General features: G+C 34.8%; 11 protein-coding genes. 8 read left to right on the top strand and 3 right to left on the bottom strand.

The window, feature by feature from the left end:
• Window positions 1-87: 87 nt before the first annotated feature.
• Complete coding sequence (locus IEV85_RS18110) at window positions 88-699, top strand: hypothetical protein (protein ID WP_188466091.1); 612 nt, start codon at window positions 88-90, stop codon at window positions 697-699.
• Window positions 700-799: 100 nt separating this feature from the next.
• Here the strand turns inward: IEV85_RS18110 and IEV85_RS18105 are convergent, their stop codons facing one another.
• Window positions 800-1,210, bottom strand: a complete 411-nt coding sequence (locus IEV85_RS18105) for a hypothetical protein (protein ID WP_188466089.1) — start codon at window positions 1,208-1,210, stop codon at window positions 800-802.
• A gap of 422 nt (window positions 1,211-1,632) precedes the next feature.
• On the opposite strand from IEV85_RS18105, the gene IEV85_RS18100 reads away from it, so the two are divergent.
• The 3 genes from IEV85_RS18100 to IEV85_RS18090 all read left to right on the top strand — a co-directional run bounded on the left by IEV85_RS18100 (window position 1,633) and on the right by IEV85_RS18090 (window position 7,472).
• Window positions 1,633-2,991: an aminotransferase class I/II-fold pyridoxal phosphate-dependent enzyme gene (locus tag IEV85_RS18100; RefSeq protein ID WP_188466087.1), complete on the top strand. Its 1,359-nt coding sequence runs from the start codon at window positions 1,633-1,635 to the stop codon at window positions 2,989-2,991.
• 310 nt (window positions 2,992-3,301) lie between these two features.
• A complete protein-coding gene (locus tag IEV85_RS18095) occupies window positions 3,302-5,743 on the top strand; it encodes a TonB-dependent receptor (RefSeq protein ID WP_188466085.1) in 2,442 nt (813 codons plus the stop codon).
• Between the two features lie 283 nt (window positions 5,744-6,026).
• The gene (locus IEV85_RS18090; RefSeq protein WP_188466083.1) at window positions 6,027-7,472 is read left to right on the top strand and encodes a trypsin-like peptidase domain-containing protein; all 1,446 of its coding nucleotides are present in this window, start codon (window positions 6,027-6,029) and stop codon (window positions 7,470-7,472) included.
• A 54-nt stretch (window positions 7,473-7,526) separates the two neighbouring features.
• On the opposite strand, the gene IEV85_RS18085 is transcribed toward IEV85_RS18090, so the two are convergent.
• Window positions 7,527-8,513, bottom strand: a complete 987-nt coding sequence (locus IEV85_RS18085) for a phospholipase C/P1 nuclease family protein (protein WP_188466081.1) — start codon at window positions 8,511-8,513, stop codon at window positions 7,527-7,529.
• 221 nt (window positions 8,514-8,734) lie between these two features.
• Here IEV85_RS18085 and rpsT point away from each other — a divergent pair, with 221 nt between their 5' ends.
• The 3 genes from rpsT to IEV85_RS18070 all read left to right on the top strand — a co-directional run bounded on the left by rpsT (window position 8,735) and on the right by IEV85_RS18070 (window position 10,180).
• The gene (rpsT, locus tag IEV85_RS18080) at window positions 8,735-8,989 is read left to right on the top strand and encodes a 30S ribosomal protein S20 (protein WP_188466079.1); all 255 of its coding nucleotides are present in this window, start codon (window positions 8,735-8,737) and stop codon (window positions 8,987-8,989) included.
• Between the two features lie 97 nt (window positions 8,990-9,086).
• A complete protein-coding gene (gene radC, locus IEV85_RS18075) occupies window positions 9,087-9,788 on the top strand; it encodes a RadC family protein (RefSeq protein ID WP_188466076.1) in 702 nt (233 codons plus the stop codon).
• A 23-nt stretch (window positions 9,789-9,811) separates the two neighbouring features.
• On the top strand, window positions 9,812-10,180 hold the full coding sequence (locus tag IEV85_RS18070) for a hypothetical protein (protein ID WP_188466074.1): 369 nt from the start codon (window positions 9,812-9,814) through the stop codon (window positions 10,178-10,180).
• A gap of 11 nt (window positions 10,181-10,191) precedes the next feature.
• Here IEV85_RS18070 and IEV85_RS18065 read toward each other — a convergent pair whose 3' ends face one another.
• Window positions 10,192-14,100, bottom strand: coding sequence for an AsmA family protein (locus tag IEV85_RS18065; RefSeq protein WP_188466072.1), 3,909 nt, complete (start codon window positions 14,098-14,100; stop codon window positions 10,192-10,194).
• Window positions 14,101-14,641: 541 nt separating this feature from the next.
• On the opposite strand from IEV85_RS18065, the gene IEV85_RS18060 reads away from it, so the two are divergent.
• The gene (locus IEV85_RS18060) at window positions 14,642-14,815 is read left to right on the top strand and encodes a hypothetical protein (RefSeq protein WP_188466070.1); all 174 of its coding nucleotides are present in this window, start codon (window positions 14,642-14,644) and stop codon (window positions 14,813-14,815) included.
• The last annotated feature ends 44 nt before the right edge of the window (window positions 14,816-14,859 follow it).

Genomic DNA, 14,859 nt, shown 5'->3' with positions numbered 1-14,859 from the left:
CTAAAATAGTATAAGATTATTTAATATTCTATAATTTTTTAATTTATATATTTATATTGTCACTTTAATAAAAAATAGCATTGTTTGATGAAAGCCAAAACCTCTTTTAAACTTATTTTAGCTTTAATTTTTTTTAACTTATTTTCTACTTTGTCATTTTCTCAGGAGTCAGATTCTATTGCGAGTCAGAAAAAGATTATTGAGCATCTTAAAACACTTACTGTTAGTTTTAGTGGAAATGCCCAAAATTGTATACCATATGATGTATATGCATTTAAGCATAAGAAGAGTTGGTTAATAGTGATGATGGAAGGACAAAATCTTGCATTATTTGTAACCAACCCACCCCGCACTGAAGAAAAGCTATATGTGGCCTCTGATTATCTGCTTGATGGATTAAGTAGAATAATTCCCAATACCAATTATTACGATCAAAAAAACAGACGTAAAGTTGTTAATGACATTGAAATTTATCCATTCTACAAATTGACAAAAAGAGGTAAACAAGTGATGAAAGGTTTGTTATTGCTGGAATTACCTGACACTAAAAAATCAGAGCCTTTCTTCCTTTTTAAACCATTTATAAAAAAGAAAGAGGAGTTGGAAGAAAAAGCACCTTTGAAGAGGGACTTTGAAGAAAGTATTCAAAAGGCAAAAGATGCAGCTGAGTCCAAGGTAGAGGAGGGCTTAAGTAAATAACGCACAAAGTAAAAATCCTGAAGTTTATTTATGTAAACTTCAGGATTTGTTGAATATAGAAAGATTGTAAAAGTAATTGTACAATTACTATAACAGTATTTTATTTTTGTTTTGATTTAATCCATTCTTTTGCTTCTTCCGAGCTTTTAAATGTCGCCATTTCTAAAGAACCTCCAATCTTAATATTTAATTCTTTAGCAGACATTTCTGAAAAGGTATTTGCTGAAACAACATGCGCATAATATTTTAGTCCTGCGTCCATTACTTTTGGGATGAGTACAGACTCAATCCATTCCATTGCTTGTGTCCAGGGGCCGGTAGATTTACTGTCATCATTTAGTAAATAAGCACAGTTGGTTTTTTTTACCAGGTCGGCAAATTTTAGCCCCCAGTCTTTAATAGCGTCCACATTAGCGAATCCTTCCCAGTCACAAAATATCAAATTGTTGTCTGGTTGAAATTCGGTTTTACAGATTACTCTGTTAAGGTTGTTTTTGGTCTCAAATTTCATATGATAAATTTTATTTTTGATACATGTAAAAGTACAAATGTATTAGGAAAAATGCGCATATCATTACCAATATACTTGTTCTAAAGCGACATCAATGGTGCTTTTTAATTTATATTAATAAAATAAGTAATATGAAACTACTTATTTGTATAAAAAAGTACTTGGTAAAAGGATTTGCTTTACTTAAAATAAGTTTTGAAGAACAATTAATGACTGGCTTCTGTTGGGGGTATTGCTTTGATAAACAATTCTTTATAATGTTATTGTTTTACCGTTTGGATGTAGTTAAATGTAGTGTAAAGTTGAATTTTGGGATAAAAACGTATGATTTAATACATTTCTAAAATAAATATGTTTTAACATGTGATAAAATAAACCATTACATTTATTCTGTTAAATTGCCAAACCAAAATTATTACATAATGTCAGATAAAACTTCAAATCCAAGAAAACACTATCACCTTTTTGATGATGAAAATTTAGACCATTTATATTTCGATATTTCAAAAAATGGAGAAATAGATGCTAATAAATATTCGCTCTATAACTTTACAGGAGACCCCAAACTCGAATATGCAGAATGGGAGAGCCGGATGGATATGATGAATAGCTGGTTCACAGATATGAAGTCCGAGAATAGGTTTTTATATGAAAGAGAATCACTAAATGGATCAAAAGTAGTTTCACAGGTAGTTGACCCGGAAACGAAGGAAGTGAGGGAGATGCTTAATTTTGCTTCAAATGACTATCTGAACTTAACTCAGGATACACGAATTTGGGAAAAAGTAAAAGAGCTATCACCGCAATATGGCGGAGGGGCAGGTGGAGCTCCACTGTTAAGTGGAACTATGAGAGTTATAAATGAATTGGCTGAAAAAATTGCTCAGATGAAAGGGATGGAGTCAGCAATTATTTATAATTCGGGTTATGGAGCTAATTTCGGAACAATAGCTGGTTTACTAGGACATAAAGATGTTGCAATATATGATATGTTTGCCCATGCAAGCCTTATTGACGGTAGCAGAGGTGCAAATAAGAAATTCTTTCAGCATAATGATTCAACTTCTCTGGAAAAAGTACTTAAAGCTAGTCAAAACAAATACATCAATAAATTAGTAGTTGTTGATGGTGTGTATTCAATGGATGGCGATATAGCTAATCTGAATGAGATTTTGGATGTAGCTAAGTATTATGGCGCCTGGGTTTTGGTAGATGAGGCACACGCTACAGGAGTAATAGGGAAGACAGGATGTGGAACCCTGGAGCATTTAGATTTGGAGGGTAAGGTTGATATAGTTACTGGAACACTAAGTAAAGCAGTGGGTTCAATAGGTGGATATGTTACAGCCTCCAAGCGCCTTGTAAATTATCTAAAATATACGAGTAGATCATTCATGTTTTCTACTGCGCCATATATTCCCTCTATAATTGCTGCAAAGGAGGCCCTTAACTTAATTACTGAACAAAAAGCTGGCGTAGATAAGCTTTGGGAAAACATACAATATGTAAAAGAACGCTTAACTGCTGCAGGTTTTAATATAGGGAATGCTGAAACAGCAATTTTTCCAATTATTATTGGCGATGACAATAAAGTGAAAGAGATGACATACAAATTGCATCAGAGAGATATTTTTGTAAATCCGGTGCCTTACCCTGCCGTACCAAGAAAACTTACCCGTGTGCGGATGACAGTTACGGCAGGCTTCAGTCGCGAACAACTTAAATACGCTCTTGATGAAGTAGAAATAGTTGGAAAGGAATTAGGAGTTATTCCTCAGTAGCTTAATAAATTTTTCCTTAAAAACAGAAAAGCCTATTGATTTATTTCAGTAGGCTTTTCTGTTTTTATACTAAAAGCCCCTTTACTATTTGAAGGATAAGAGATCTCATTTTCTTACCCTATCTGCCTGACGTCTTAAAAATGCATCACTGTTCGGAAATATGACCATAGCGTGTTCACTAATGAACACATTCTTTTTATAGTTTAAATAAAAATGCCTTTTAAACAAGTTTTAGGCCATTGAAAGAATATGGCACTAATCGTGCATCGAATGATGGCATGAGTGCATCTACCATTTAAACTACAGAATAATGAAAACCTTATTGAACATGAAAACATTTTTAGCAAGCCTACTACTAATTTTTGGCTTTCAAGCATTGGCACAGGCACAGTCCGGCCAGTTGAGCGGGACGATAAAAGATCAGAAGAAAACCCCTTTACCTTATAGTAATGTTGTTATATACGACCAGGCTGATTCAAGTATGATAACAGGAACGGTTACTGATGAGTCAGGTAAATTCTCATTAAAGTTAAAGCTTGATCAGCAATTTTATGCAAAAATTTCAGCAGTGGGGTTTAATAACTATTTCTCCAGGCCTTTTAAATTAACCACCACTTCACCTGAATTGAAATTGGATGAAATCATCCTAATGGAAGATGTGCAGGTGATGGATGCCGTGGAGGTAAAGGCACTAAGGCCGCAGGTGGTAATGGAGGCTGACAAGATGGTGGTTTCTGTAGAAGGAACAGCCATGGCGGCCGGAACAACAGCTTACGAGGTACTGGAAAAGTCACCTGGTGTATTTTTAGATCAGGATGGAAATATTCAATTAAATGGTAAAGCAGGAGTACTTGTAATGATTGACGGAAGAAGAACCTACCTTTCAGCAACTGACCTTCAAAACATGCTTCAGGGAATGTCAGCTGATAATATTAAGAATATTGAAATTATTAATAATCCATCGGCAAAATATGATGCTGAAGGTAATTCAGGTATCATCAATATTACCTTAAAGAAGAACACGATGGTAGGTATGAACGGGAGTGTAAATGCGGGCTACCGCTACAACGAAATGCAGAATTACAATGCAGGAGTGCAGCTAAACTATAAAAAGGATAAATGGAACTCATTTTTAAATGCGGATTTTTCTGAAAGAGGAAGGGTGAGAGATGCCAAATTTTATAGAGAGGTGGAACAAACTTCAGGTGTTAGAACTATTTTTGATCAGGATGCTAAAGAGTTAAATGCCAGAACAATTCCTTCGCTAAGAGCTGGTACTGATTATGATATAAATGATAAGCATTCCATAGGTGTAATGGTTAATTTTTACGGACAAGATGTTTACCATGACTTTGATTTTATATCAGAATTAAATCAGGATGGTGAAATGTTTGAAATAGAATCTGATAACAATATGGAATATAAATTCCTGAATGCTCAGGGTAATTTACATTATACATATAAGCTGGATACTAACGGAACAAAGCTTACTACTGATTTCAATTATATTCAATTAACCAATGACGGAAATTCCAGTTTCGTCAATAGATATTTCTACAATGGAGACACTTCTCCTTCTGAAATAGAGAGGCTGGAAACTAACAATCCTTTCTCGTATGATATTTATTCTGCACAGGTAGATTTTGAGAAAAAACTTTTCCCGAAAGTGAAATTGGAAGCAGGTTTAAAAGCAAGTTCAGTAATATCAGATAATAACCTGCAGTTTTATGAAATTGAAGAATCCGGAAAAAATCTGGATGAAACCAGATCCAACCACTTTATCTATACAGAAAATATTTTTGCTACCTATACAAGCTTTTCGGGGGCTATTAACGAAAAGATAACTTACAAAGCAGGCTTAAGAGCTGAAAACACAGTTTCTAAAGGAGAGTTGTTGACTACTAACCAGGTAAACAAAAGAGATTATCTTAATTTCTTCCCTAGTTTCTTTCTGCAACACAAAGTTTCAGATGCTTACCAGGTAAATTATAACTACAGCAGAAGAATTGACAGACCTCAGTATAGTGATTTGAATCCATTTATTTTGTACCTGGATCCTTATACATGGGCTCAAGGTAACCCGAACCTGCAACCTCAATACACACATTCGGTAAGTGTAACTCAAACTTTTATGGGTAAATATAATCTGGTATTAAATTATGGATTAACAAAAGATTTTATTGCTGAAATTCCTTTGCAAAATCCTGAAGATGGCACCACAGTTTTTAAAGAAAGCAATGTGGATGATCAACTAAGCTATAGTGCTACAGCGGTTGTGCCTCTACAACCTTTTAAGTGGTGGGCAGTAAATGCAAACTTCACTGCTTTTTATCAGGAGTTTTCAACCATTATAAACAATAAAAACGAAATAAAAGAAGCTACTACAGGTATGGCGCAGATAGGAAATACTTTTATGCTTCCGAAAGATTTTAAGTTGGAATTAAATGGGGATTACAGATCAAATACAGTGTGGGGTTTATATTCAATAGAGGCGCAGTGGGGATTGGATTTTGCAGTAAAAAAGAGTTTTATGGATAAGAAACTGGAAGCCTCATTAAGTTTTTCTGATATTTTCAGGACAAGAAAATTTAAAGGGTCAGCCAACTTTCAGGGAAATATAAATGAAATAAACCAGTATTTCGGACAGCAAAGTGTAGGTATTTCTCTAAGATACAGATTTAGCAAAGGAGAGGACTTTAAGTCTAACCAACGAAACACAAATCTGGACGAATTAAATAGAGCAGGAGGTTGATCAAACAAAAGCATTTAAAGAATTCATTATAAAGTTTAGGTTATAATGTTAACAGAAAGGTGTCGGATATTATCTGGCATCTTTTTTTATTATAGGTAGTTGTGAAGAAGTAATCGATATTAGTATGGCTAAAGAAATAGCTCGATTCGGTTAATTTTATGCAATAATTTTAAGTGAGTTTTGGTAGTATTAATTAGGTTCAAAACCATATTAGACAAGAATCGTTTTTTTGGATTAGTTTTTGTATAAAGCAGACAGTTACTTTTAATAAACAAAATAAATTATGCGATCAAATTTGAAAACATTATTTATCGGATTCTTCGGAGGCTTAGCCGGAGCATTCTTAGTTTTTCAGTTAATGCCTGATAATTTCTCTGATTTAGATGGGGATGATTTTTTAATTCCATCTGGGTACGTAGCAAATTACGAGCACGAGCATGAACCTTCAGTTGATAACTACGAAAGAATTCCGGTGGATAACTTTGTAGTGGCTTCAAAAAAGAGCACTGAAAGTGTGGTGTATATAAAAACAGTTTCTGAAAGATACGGCAGAAGCTCATGGCTGGACATGTGGCTGGGCGGTTCAGGCAGTATGCAGCAGGTAGGCTCAGGCTCAGGAGTTATTTTTAAACAAGATGGCTATATACTTACCAATAATCATGTTATAGAGGATGCTGATAATATTGAAGTAGTATATAAAAAGAGAGTTTATTCGGCCAGCTTAATAGGAAGGGATCCTTCTACTGACTTAGCGGTCTTGAAAATTGATGCCAATAATTTACCTGTAATGGAAATTGGCTCTTCAAAGAATTTGGAAGTAGGTGAGTGGGTTTTAGCTGTTGGTAACCCCTTTAATTTAAATTCTACAGTAACCGCTGGTATAGTAAGTGCCAAAGGTCGTGAACTTAATATATTAAAAAGTAATTTCCCGATTGAGTCATTTATTCAGACAGATGCCGCCATTAATCCCGGAAACAGTGGTGGTGCATTGGTAAATGTAGATGGTCAGTTGGTGGGGATTAATACAGCCATTTTGTCTCAAACAGGTTCTTATACTGGATATGGTTTTGCAGTGCCAATAGATATTGCTAAGAAAATAGCAAATGATATTATAACTTATGGCATAGTGCAGAAAGCATTTTTAGGTGCTGAAGTAGCTTCTCTAACACCTGAGTTGGCGGATAAACTCAATGTGAAAGATTTGGATGGGGTAGTTATTAGCTATCTTCAGGAAGAAGGTGCAGCTAATAAAATGAAACTGCAAAAAGGTGATATCATCAGGCAAATTAATGGCGAAAAAATTGGCTCTCATGCAGAATTTGAAGAAAAGCTGAGTTTGCATTCCCCGGGAGATAAACTATACATTACTTTAGAGAGGAATGGTAAAAAAATAGAAAAGGAGCTGATCTTAACGAATAGCCAAAATACTACGGAAAGATTAAACCGTGTGGCTTATTTTTCTGAGGCTTTGGGTGTAGAGTTCGAGGCAGTGCCACGTGTGGAACAAAATCTATTGGATATTACCAGTGGTGTACGTGTGGTGGATATTAAAAATGGTTTCTTCAGAAAATTGAACATTGAAGAAGGCTTTATTATAACTGCAATTAATGAAAAACCTATTGATGACCCTAAAAGACTTGCGTCAGTTTTAGAGGAGATTAAGGGGAAAGTAATTATTAAGGGCGTGAATAAGAAAGGTGTAAAAGGCTACTATTCATACTACTTCTAAAAAAAATGAAACACTCTTCCGAAATAGACTTTCAGGAAGAGTGTTTTTATATGTTCATTCAATCCCACTTTCATGGTTTCTAAGCGGGAAGGTTTTTTCAGGAGTAGTTGACTCTTCAATTTCTTCTTTTGCTATATAATAGTCCAAAAGCATATTTAAATCGGGCTGCCCGGCATTTACCCATGCGGTATACCAGAAATCTCCTACCATTTTAATGGATTTTCTCATTTGCCTTTCCACCTGTCCTGACAACTGACGATGGTAGGCTAGGGAAAACTCGCGAGAATATACTTTCGTATTTACATTTCCTCTCAGTTCAGAACTATATTTCTCATCAGCCTTAAACTTTTCTGTCAAATGTTTTTCAGTAGTGAATACAGAGTCCAGGCAATTATGCGCTTGTTCTACCGCTTTCCATATTTCAAGCTGTGTATTTTTAATATAAGAAGCTTTTCCAACAAAGAAATCGTAATCATCGCTATATAATTCTGGCAGCCGGGATTCCCAAAAACCATGAATGCCATATTGCCCGCTTAGCTGACCGTTATAGTTTTCAGTGGTGTGCAAGGGTACATTAGCATCTGCAATATAATGACCTAAATCGGCCGATAACCTCAGTATCTTATCCGGATCTTTTTCTTTAAAGGCTTCAGTAAGTTGATAAGTCATGAACTGTACATGCCAGGGTACAATTCCATAAGCTTTTAAAGTATCTTCAGTAAACTTTTCTACGGCATCATACCAGTAACGGGGGAGTTTGTAAACAGCGCTGTCGCCATAAACATCCAAATCTATATAATGTCTTGGGGCTTCTCCTTTAACCGCATACCTTCTTCTATCAGGATTTACAGCATTTTCAGTAATGTACTGAATATTTGTTTTGTAAAATGTAAGCATTTCAGGAGGAAGTGTAAATACAGCTATTCTGTTAATTTTCTGATGTGCGTAAAAACCCCAGCGTGTAGTACTTTTGAATTTGAATGAAAGTAGAATAAGGCAACTTGTCACGGCAAGAAGGGAGGGAAGTAAAACTTTTTTCATAATTCAATGTTTTGGTTGACAGAATCAAGATACAAAAAGATAGACTTTATAGTGTAAGAGTTATGGTAATAAACTAACTTTGCAATTATTTTGCATAGTAAAAGAATAGAATTACCTCAAAATCTTATTAAAATTTAAATTGATTTTGTTAAATAAATAAGAAACTGTTACATTTGCAATCCTAAAAAGTAAGCAAGAAATTCATTTGAATATATAATAACATGGCAAATCACAAGTCAGCATTAAAAAGAATCAGATCAAGCGCTTCTAAGCGTTTACGTAATCGTTACCAGGCGAAAACTACTCGTACTTATGTACGTCAGTTGAGAGCCACTACTGACAAAGCAAAAGCTGAAGAGTTATTGAAGAGCGTTACTTCTATGTTGGATAAATTGGCTAAGAAAAATATTATCCACAAGAAAAAAGCTGATAATAATAAATCTAAATTAGCAAAGCACGTAGCTAGTTTAGCTTAAATTCTCGCTTTAAAAATATTTGGAGCCTCAACTTTATCGGTTGAGGCTTTTTTAGTTTGTGGCAATTACCTATCTTCTGGCAACTAAAACTTTATAAATGCAGGAAGAGTATAATCAGGTAAATGCCATTAAAATGTGGGCAGAGGCTGACAGGCCAAGAGAGAAATTACTTACAAAAGGCCGGGAGGTTTTAAGCGATGCGGAATTAATTGCTATTTTAATTGGATCGGGTACAAAATCACTTTCAGCAATAGATGTAGGAAAGAATATTTTAAGTGCCACCGAGAATGATTTAAATGCTTTAGCTAAATACACTGTAAAGGATTTAATGAAATTTAAAGGGATAGGGGAAGCAAAAGCTATTTCAATTGTTGCAGCTTTGGAGCTGGGGAGAAGAAGAAAAGAGACAGCAACTAAGAAAAGGCCTCAGATCACCAGCTCTACCGATGCTTTTAATATTTTAAAACCTCATTTATTGGATTTGCCTCATGAGGAATTCTGGATTATTCTGATGAATAGAGCCAACCAGGTGATTCAAATGAAGCGAATAAGTAGTGGAGGTATTTCGGGAACCGTAGCGGATGTGAAAATGATTTTTAAAGAAGCTATAGAGCAGTTGGCTTCAGGAATTATTTTAGCACATAATCACCCTTCTGGCAATAAGCAACCCAGCAGTCAGGATGTTTCTCTCACCAAGAAAATGAAAGAGGCAGGAGTAATACTGGAAATAGCTGTTCTTGATCATATTATTTTTGCCGATGATCAGTTTTTTAGTTTTGCAGATAATGCGATGATGTAAAAGTTTTAAGAATTAAATTAAATATGGACAATAACCCTGAAATAAGCGGAAAATATTTAGGTACTATCACGGAAGACTTCGTTTTTGTGGCAGATACTTTAAAAGAAGCCTCTTATGCAGTGCGAAAAAGAGGTTTTTCAGATTACCCTATCTTCCCGATCTGTAGAGTGGAACAGCCTATTGGCAAATTATTGATTGGAGCGCAGGAACTCAATTTGAAATGGAATTACAATATCACTTATTTAGATGAATTTGTGCAAAGAGAGATTATTTCATCAGAAAAAGTAGATGCTTTTAAAGAATCATACAAAGATCCTGATGAATTCTGCTGTCTTTTTGTAATAGATAATGACTTCACCAACTTTGTTTTTATTCCTTATCCTGAAGATTAAAAACTAAATATTTAAGGCAGGTCAGTAAACCAATCTAAAATAGATTCAAGGGGTTCCGGAATAGTGCTGGAGATCAATCCGCTTAGAAGCGAATTTCCCATATGATTGAAAACTGACTTGCTATAATTTCTATCCACTGCTATTTTGCCTTCCCTGTAACTGTTAAACAGCTTACCCGGATTGTTCGACTTAATCACAAGATTATTTAAGGTCCAGTTAGTGGCTTTCAGCCAGAAACCAGGGTTGCCGGGATCATCTTTATTGAGTATTTTAAATTCCAGGTTTTCATAAGGGAATTTCATCATCCCCACAGATTTGTGTTTAGTGGCCGTTACAGAAAAGTCAATTTTTTCAATTTCTCCACTTTCCATCTTTACAAATAATAGATTAGTGAATAAGGGGTTGAAGTCCTGAAACTTCATGTGCTCAAGGTGACCTTCATAGGTGTAAAGGTCATCAGGGTGTGTCATATCAAAAACAAAATTTACTTTAAGCTTGCTATCTCCTAAAAAGCTGGTTACAGCGCTTGCTTTCATTTTATCATTCACTGTATAAGCGATGGAATCATTAGTAATGTTTGTAATTTGAATGTCTGTATCTGTAAGGGCAGTAATACCGGGGCGTGAACCCTCTTTAGAGACTTCAGAATAAATAATGCTGGCATTTTTTAGATTAAGGGTGTCCAGGTGAATGGGAATCGGTAAATCTTTCACCAATTGCTGAACTGTACGTGGAGCTCTGTTAGGGGATTGCTCTACACGGCTATCTCTATAAATATTTCCATTAAAACCATCTATTTCCAGTTTTTCAACTATATAATTCTGATAGTTGAAAAACTCATAGAAGCTAATCCCCTCAAGGTTAATGTTGTTAGCCTTTAAATCAAAACGATCCTGCGCATAATCAAGCTTATCGGCATATTCGTCAATAAGGAAAAGCGGTTCAAAATTCACACTATCAATTCGGATGAATTTCTTAGCAAGAGAAGCTCTTAACTGTTTTACTCTTAGCTTATATAAACTGTCAGGCATCACAAAGCTATAGTCTTGTAGTAACAAGCTAATGTCATCTACTGCCAGCAAATCTGTCAGGTCATTTGCGTCCAGGCTTTTGAGCCTGATACTTTCAATTAATAATGAGAGGTGTTCTAAATCCTGGCTTTGTCTTATGCTACCATTTTTTAAGATGTCGAATGAAAACCTGGCATCTTCTATATTTAAACTATCAATAGTGAAAACATCAATGTATTCATTGATCTGTTGTTGCATGGATGCACTCAATGTCTCTCCATTGCTTTTGTCAGTTTCCTGTCCCTCTTGATTACTACTTTTGCTATCTTCTTCCTGCTTACTATTTACCACATTTTTATCCTGAAGAATGGTGAGCTCAGGAGATTTAAGCAACACTTCTCCAAATCTGTAATTACCAGTTTTGTAAGCATCAATTAAGTCAATATTGCTAATGCTGAATTGGTTGGTAGAAATTTCGAATAAGTTACGGTGAGCATTCTTTATGTCATCTTGCACCCGGTACTTGTGCAATTGGTAATCAGGACTCATTTGGAATTGTTTCGCTATTAAATTTGTGTTTTTTGATGTGTAAAAAAGGCTGTCTAAGGTGATGGTGTAGATGCTGTCCGGGAAATTGAAAGTGTAATTTTCTGCATTTATCAGAATATTTTCAACAGGAATAGTTTCTTCAATATTCTTAATGCTTTTAGGACTTAAATTTAGTTTTTGTACTTCAATAGTGAAATTTTTCAGTTTTTGGAAATTGGTTACATGCTGCAGTCTTTCTGCATACTTAGCTTCTCCTTTTTCTATTCTTATCGCATTTACAGTGATAGGATTGAGAAAATTGAAGATTGATTTTCCAGGAAGTTCTTGAGCTTCTTTATTTTTATCAGAAGATGAAGTATCTTTTTTAATTTCTCTACTCACAAATAAATCCGGTTGCTGAATTAAAATCTCTTCGATTTCAAGTTTGCTTTTATTAAAAGCTTCAACTAGGTCAATATTAGCAATGGAAAGATTTTTTAAAGAGGCTGTCAGGGAATCCTTTTCGAGGCCATTTTGTGTTGAGAAGTTTTTTAATTGAATGTGATTAATGCCGAAATTTTCATTTTTATACTCTATAGGTCCAGTTTCTAAAAAGAATGAGCTGTCCGGTGATTGGTAGCTGTACCTATGCAGGCCAAAAGCTAACTCCTTCAAGGGAGCTTTTCTCTTGCTTTGATAAGCCATCAAAGAATCGAAATGAATTTCTGTTAGCCTTAATTCTGCATTTTGTGCCTGATGCTGCTTTAATTCTTTTTGTTCTGACTGATAAATTGTTAAGTCAGTATTGCCTACTAAGAAATTATGGATATTAATTTGCTTGACATAAAAGGAAAAGCTTTCATACATCGCTTCAGGAGAGAAGCCACTTCCTGAAGAGCTTTGTTCAAACGCTTTGCTAACAGATATATCAGAGCCGGGAATGGCTATCTTAAATATATCGAGATTGGAATGCTCAAAAGCACGGATCATATCTATACCTTCAAAACTAATTTCAGGGATATCAATATTAATTAATTTTGCACTAGCCTGCCCCGATTGGTACCCCAAAGCTTTATTTTGTTCTATGTCAGGTATAAGGGCGAAATCCCTTAAAATAAGAAAGTCTTCTTTAGTTCTCATCTCCATCCTGCCTAATTTGAAAGTATAAGGGTTGTTTTCCGGGGTAAAGAGATAGTTTTCAATCTTCAATTCTAAATCCTGTAACGCCAGGTTATTTCTTGAATCAAAAACACTTAGGGAGTCAAAGAAAACATCTTCAATAGATAAATCAATCTTCTCTATTTTTTGGATGAGCATATCCCTGTTTTGTCTTGAGTACATGCTCACTGCGCTGCGATCAATATTTAAATGATCTATTTTAGTAGTTTCAAAGAAGGGAGCCACCCCTCGGTAAACATCTTCAACAGTTACATCCAGGTCAGGAATTTCAAGAAGCTTTACATAAGTGCTATCAATTAACAGTTCTTTTAGGTAGAGTTTCCGGGTCTTCAGGGCTTTCATCAGGTCAAGTCCGAATAGTTTGAAAAGCGGAAGCCTGATTTCAGGTACTATCATTGGTTTTGACATTTTAGAATGGTCACCAATAGCTGAAAAAGACTTGATAGTTAATTCTTCCTCTGCCATAGAATATCTGAAAAGATCAAAGTAAAAAGTGTATGATTTATTGCTGGTTTCGAACGATTGGTTTTTTAGAGTTATCAAAAGATCCTTCATATCAACCATCTTTCTTATATCTTTTCTATCGAGGGAATCTGCAGTGAAATCACTTAACTGTATATTTAACTGAGGGATTTTGTGAACTACCTCTGTTTGTTCTGCATAATTAAAATAGGAAAGGCTGGCATCCGCAAGAGTAAACCTGCCAAGCTTAATGGAATTGATGATTTCACTGATTTTCTGTTGCTGTTTTTTTTTCTGTTTTGGCACATCTTCATCATGGAATATTTTAGCATTAGGATGGTCAATTTTTATTGAAAGTATATCAATGCTTGAGCTGAAGAGATAATCCAGTACGTTGATACCTGAAATTTCTAATTCTTTGGTGGTAAGGCTGATGAGAAAAGGGCTGGCCTTCCCCTTTTTTTTTAGTTCTTGATGAACTGCTGAGTCATATTTTAAGTGGATGTCCTTTAAACGTACTGTGAGTGCCAGTAAATTAATATCCAGATCATCCAATTCTAATTCATACAGTCCTTCGGTACTTTCACTCACTTTGTTTTTCAGGAAGCTTTCGGAGTAGGGCTCTAATACTGTTAAGAGGAGTACGCTTATAATAATAGTTAGGCCAATTAAAATTGTAGAAATAATTCCGATAACTTTAAGTATAGTTTTTCCTACATTTTTTTCCTTTGATGAAGTCATTTGGTAGATTAAAAAATGATGCACAAACTAATGTGCTAGATATATGTCTACGTATTGAGACTTGTTTTAGGTTTTTTACAACTAATGAATTTCGTAAATATGGAGTATACTGTAGAGATATTGGTTTTTGAATAGAAAAGATTACTGGTATTGGGTAGCTAATAACTATTTGCAAGACCTTAGACTAAAAGAATGGATCAATTCAATAGATTGAGGCGGGTTGTCTTCTGAGGTATTATCTGCTAATAAAAATACATTTTTTACTATTTGAAAGAAGTGGTATGAGCTGGAAGTTCACACCATCGGGCGTCTGACTTTGAATGAAAATTTCCAGCAACAAATTATTTATATATTTTCAATAATTTTTTTGCCTCCCCTCCACTTTTTTTTATCTTGCTAATGTTTTAATCAAAATCTAACAATGTCACCTCTTTTGACTGTAGAATGCTAATGCTAGCTTAGGCATATTGCATGAATTAGATTTCATTTTTGGTTTTGCATTAAAGTGATTAATAATTTCTAAATTTTAAAAAATAATCTTATGAAAAAGTTCAAGAAAATCACTTCTGCACTATTCTTATTGGCATTTCTAACAAGTAGCGCTATGGCCTATAAAAGTATAGATGCACCTGCAGCAGACAGAGAATTCGATGGAAACGATTGTTGTTCAGGTCTTGGAAATTGTCTGGTTAACGGAACTGACGGAGACTGCTAATCAAAATTGGAGGGTTTAACCCTCCAATTATTTTATTCAAATCA

Source organism: Marivirga lumbricoides (assembly GCF_014636295.1).
Lineage (GTDB): Bacteria > Bacteroidota > Bacteroidia > Cytophagales > Cyclobacteriaceae > Marivirga > Marivirga lumbricoides.
The sequence above is the reverse complement of the archived record's forward strand: the minus strand, read 5'-3'. Positions and strand labels throughout refer to the sequence as shown.

Coding starts and splice junctions, on each gene's coding strand:
- rpsT (WP_188466079.1), top strand. CDS start 8,735: ATGGCAAATCACAAGTCAGCATTAAAAAGAATCAGATCAAGCGCTTCT.
- IEV85_RS18105 (WP_188466089.1), bottom strand. CDS start 1,210: ATGAAATTTGAGACCAAAAACAACCTTAACAGAGTAATCTGTAAAACC.
- IEV85_RS18095 (WP_188466085.1), top strand. CDS start 3,302: ATGAAAACCTTATTGAACATGAAAACATTTTTAGCAAGCCTACTACTA.
- radC (WP_188466076.1), top strand. CDS start 9,087: ATGCAGGAAGAGTATAATCAGGTAAATGCCATTAAAATGTGGGCAGAG.
- IEV85_RS18070 (WP_188466074.1), top strand. CDS start 9,812: ATGGACAATAACCCTGAAATAAGCGGAAAATATTTAGGTACTATCACG.
- IEV85_RS18060 (WP_188466070.1), top strand. CDS start 14,642: ATGAAAAAGTTCAAGAAAATCACTTCTGCACTATTCTTATTGGCATTT.
- IEV85_RS18100 (WP_188466087.1), top strand. CDS start 1,633: ATGTCAGATAAAACTTCAAATCCAAGAAAACACTATCACCTTTTTGAT.
- IEV85_RS18110 (WP_188466091.1), top strand. CDS start 88: ATGAAAGCCAAAACCTCTTTTAAACTTATTTTAGCTTTAATTTTTTTT.
- IEV85_RS18090 (WP_188466083.1), top strand. CDS start 6,027: ATGCGATCAAATTTGAAAACATTATTTATCGGATTCTTCGGAGGCTTA.
- IEV85_RS18085 (WP_188466081.1), bottom strand. CDS start 8,513: ATGAAAAAAGTTTTACTTCCCTCCCTTCTTGCCGTGACAAGTTGCCTT.
- IEV85_RS18065 (WP_188466072.1), bottom strand. CDS start 14,100: ATGACTTCATCAAAGGAAAAAAATGTAGGAAAAACTATACTTAAAGTT.